This window comes from Methylopila musalis (assembly GCF_042679725.1).
GTDB classification, from domain to species: Bacteria; Pseudomonadota; Alphaproteobacteria; order Rhizobiales; family Methylopilaceae; genus Methylopila; species Methylopila musalis.
Map to the genome: position 1 here is coordinate 1 of NZ_JBHTMX010000280.1, position 2,713 is coordinate 2,713.

The window sequence follows — 2,713 nt, forward strand, 5'->3', positions numbered from 1 at the left end:
TGCGCTTCGACGCCCGGCTCCAGCGCGACCGGCGCCGCGGCCAGGGCGTCGGCCGACAGCGTCGGCCGGAGCATCCGCGCCGCTTTGGGCAGGATCTCGTAGACGATCGGCGTCGGCTCGCGGGCGAGCTCGCCGTCGGTCGCGACCCAGACCCGGGGCCGCCGGGACTTGCGCACCTCGACGCGCCGGGCCCGGAACACCTCGATCAGCGGGTTGGCGCGCCAGCCGCCCGCCACCACGTCCACGCCGAGGCGCAGGCGCTCCCGCATCGTGCCCGAATGGGCGACGATCACCTCGAGTTCGCCGCCGTCCAGACGCGGCCGCCGCCAGGCGCCGTCGCCGAAGGCGTTGTTGGTGACGAGCACCGCCGTCGCCTCCACCACCAGCGGCGCGCCGTCGATGACGAGCTGGTAGCGGGAGCGGCCGGAGCGGAAGAAGGCCCGCAGCGCCGCCACCGTGAAGCCGGCGTAGCGGCCGAGGCCCTTCAGTCCGCGCGCGGCTTCCCGCGCCCGCGCCATCTGCGCGAAGAAGCCGAGCCCGGAGATGGAGTGGAACGGCCGGCCGTTGACGGAGGCGAGATCGACCTCCGCCGGCTCAGACCGGGCGAGCGCGGCGATGGCCTCATCGATCTCCTGCGGCACGCCGAGATCCCGCGCCAGCAGGTTCATGGTGCCGAAGGGCAGCACGCCGAAGGTCTTGCCCGACGCCAGCAGCTTGCCGAGCGACAGGGAGAGCGAACCGTCGCCGCCGCCCACGATGATCTCGTCATGGTCGTCGCCGCGGGCGAGCTCGTCCAGCACCGCGCCGAGGTCGCGCGGCGGCGCCATGCGCACGTCCACGTCCTTCCCGGCGGCCGCGAAGGCCTGCCGCACCCGTTCGGCCGGCTCGCCTCCGCTCGCGGCGGCGAGATCCTCCAGCGTCCCGGCGCGCGGGTTGAGCAGCACGAGGCAGCGGGCCATGGGCGTCGTCCGTCCGTTCAGCCGGTTAAGCGCGTGGGCGCGCCCTCAAACCGGGGCATATAGGGCGGGTTCCGCCTCGTCCACGCGCCAGCCGAGCGCTGCGAAGGTCTCCGCCATGTGCGGCGGCGGCGGGGCCGTCACCGTCACCGGCGGCTGGTTCTCGCGCATGGGCACGCGCACGGACCGGGCGTGGAGATGAAGCCGCGCGCCGCCCGCCGGCTCCGCGCCGTAAATCGGATCGCCCAGCAGCGGCATGCCGAGATGGGCGGCGTGCACGCGGATCTGGTGGGTGCGGCCCGTGAGCGGCGTGAACTCCACGAAGGCGAGCCCCGCGCCCCGCGCCAGCACCCGCCATTCGGTGGAGGACGGCTGGCCCGCGGGGTCCACCGCCATCCACCAGCCGCGGTCGGGGCTGCGCTTGGCGAGCGCCGCGTCGATGCGGCCTTCGTCCGCCTCGGGCGCGCCCCGCGTCACCGCCCAGTAGGTCTTGCCCACCCGGCCGTTGGCGAACAGCTTGCCGAGCCGGGCCAGCGCCTTGCGGTGCCGGCCGAGCACCAGGCAGCCGCTGGTGTCCTTGTCCAGCCGGTGCGCCAGCGCCGGATCGCGCGGCAGGCCGAAGCGCAGCGCGTGGAACATGCTCTCCAGATTGAGCCCGCCCTTGGGGCCGGCGTGGACCGGCAGGCCGGCGGGCTTGTCCACCACCAGCATCAGCCCGTCGCGGTGCAGCACGCGGGCGGTCAGGTCGTCGGGCGCGAAGGCGGGCGCGGTCATCTCGGCTCAAGGATCCTTTTGTGTGTTGGCGGGCGTCGCGCCCGCACTATGTCGCGCTCATGAAGCTTGTCGCCACCGTCTTCGAGGTCGAGCCCGAAAACATCGCCGCCTTCCGCGCGGCGGCGTTCGCGAGCGCGCGCGAGATGGAGCGCAGCGATCCCGAATGCCGCGGCGTGGCGATCGCCGAGGATCCGGAGGCGCCGGGCTTCTTCCTCACCTCGACGCTCTACGCCAGCGACGCCGCGGCCGAAGCCCACGACACGCCGGCGCGGCTTGCGTTTGACGAGGCCGTGCGCCCCTTCGTCAAGGTCCGGCGCGTGCGGCTGTTCGATCTCGGTTGACCGCCGCCGCCCGATGCCTGCCATTGGCCTTAGCCGTCCCGCCCCGCACGCCTTCATGAGATTCGAGCCTTGACCCTTCTCGTCGGCGACATCGGCGGCACGAACGGCCGCTTCGGGCTCGTGGATCCGGGCGAGCTGCGCCCGCGCGCGGTCGAGACCCTCGCCAATGACGGTTTCGCAAGCTTCGAGGACGAGGTCGCGGCCTATCTCGACGCCGCGCCGGAGCGGCCGGACCGGGCGGTGTTCGCCGTGGCCGGTCCGGTGTTCGGCGACGCCATGCGCCTCACCAACCGCGACTGGCTGATCGACGGCCGCGCGCTGGAGCGCCGCTTCGGCTTCGCCCGGGTGACGCTGGTGAACGACTTCGTGGCGCAGGCCGCGGCGCTTCCCCACTACCGCGACGACGAGCTGAGCCCGATCGGTGACGCCGCCCCGACCCACGCCGCCAAGGCCGCGCTCGGCGTCGGCGCCGGGCTCGGCGTGGCGGGGCTGCGGCTCTCCGGCGACGGCTGGACGCCGGCGCCGAGCGAAGGCGGGCACATCGAGCTCGCCGCCACCACGCCGGAGGAATTCGCGATCTTGGACGCGCTGCGGCGCGACTTCGGGCGCGTTTCGGCGGAGTGGGCGCTGTCCGGTCCGGGC

At 74.1% G+C, this 2,713-nt stretch carries 4 protein-coding genes; 2 read left to right on the forward strand and 2 right to left on the reverse strand.

The window, feature by feature from the left end; all coding sequences use genetic code 11:
* Nucleotides 1-959 (reverse strand): diacylglycerol/lipid kinase family protein (locus ACFQ4O_RS16615; RefSeq protein ID WP_378777339.1); only part of this gene is annotated, 959 nt, incomplete at its 3' end.
* A gap of 45 nt (nt 960-1,004) precedes the next feature.
* Nucleotides 1,005-1,730, reverse strand: a complete 726-nt coding sequence (locus ACFQ4O_RS16620) for an RluA family pseudouridine synthase (RefSeq protein WP_378777341.1) — start codon at nt 1,728-1,730, stop codon at nt 1,005-1,007.
* Between the two features lie 59 nt (nt 1,731-1,789).
* On the opposite strand from ACFQ4O_RS16620, the gene ACFQ4O_RS16625 reads away from it, so the two are divergent.
* Nucleotides 1,790-2,071: an antibiotic biosynthesis monooxygenase gene (locus ACFQ4O_RS16625; protein ID WP_378777344.1), complete on the forward strand. Its 282-nt coding sequence runs from the start codon at nt 1,790-1,792 to the stop codon at nt 2,069-2,071.
* A 69-nt stretch (nt 2,072-2,140) separates the two neighbouring features.
* Nucleotides 2,141-2,713, forward strand: a 573-nt coding sequence (locus ACFQ4O_RS16630) for a glucokinase (RefSeq protein WP_378777347.1), incomplete at its 3' end; no start/stop codon positions are given.

Coding starts and splice junctions, on each gene's coding strand:
- ACFQ4O_RS16620 (WP_378777341.1), bottom strand. CDS start 1,730: ATGACCGCGCCCGCCTTCGCGCCCGACGACCTGACCGCCCGCGTGCTG.
- ACFQ4O_RS16625 (WP_378777344.1), top strand. CDS start 1,790: ATGAAGCTTGTCGCCACCGTCTTCGAGGTCGAGCCCGAAAACATCGCC.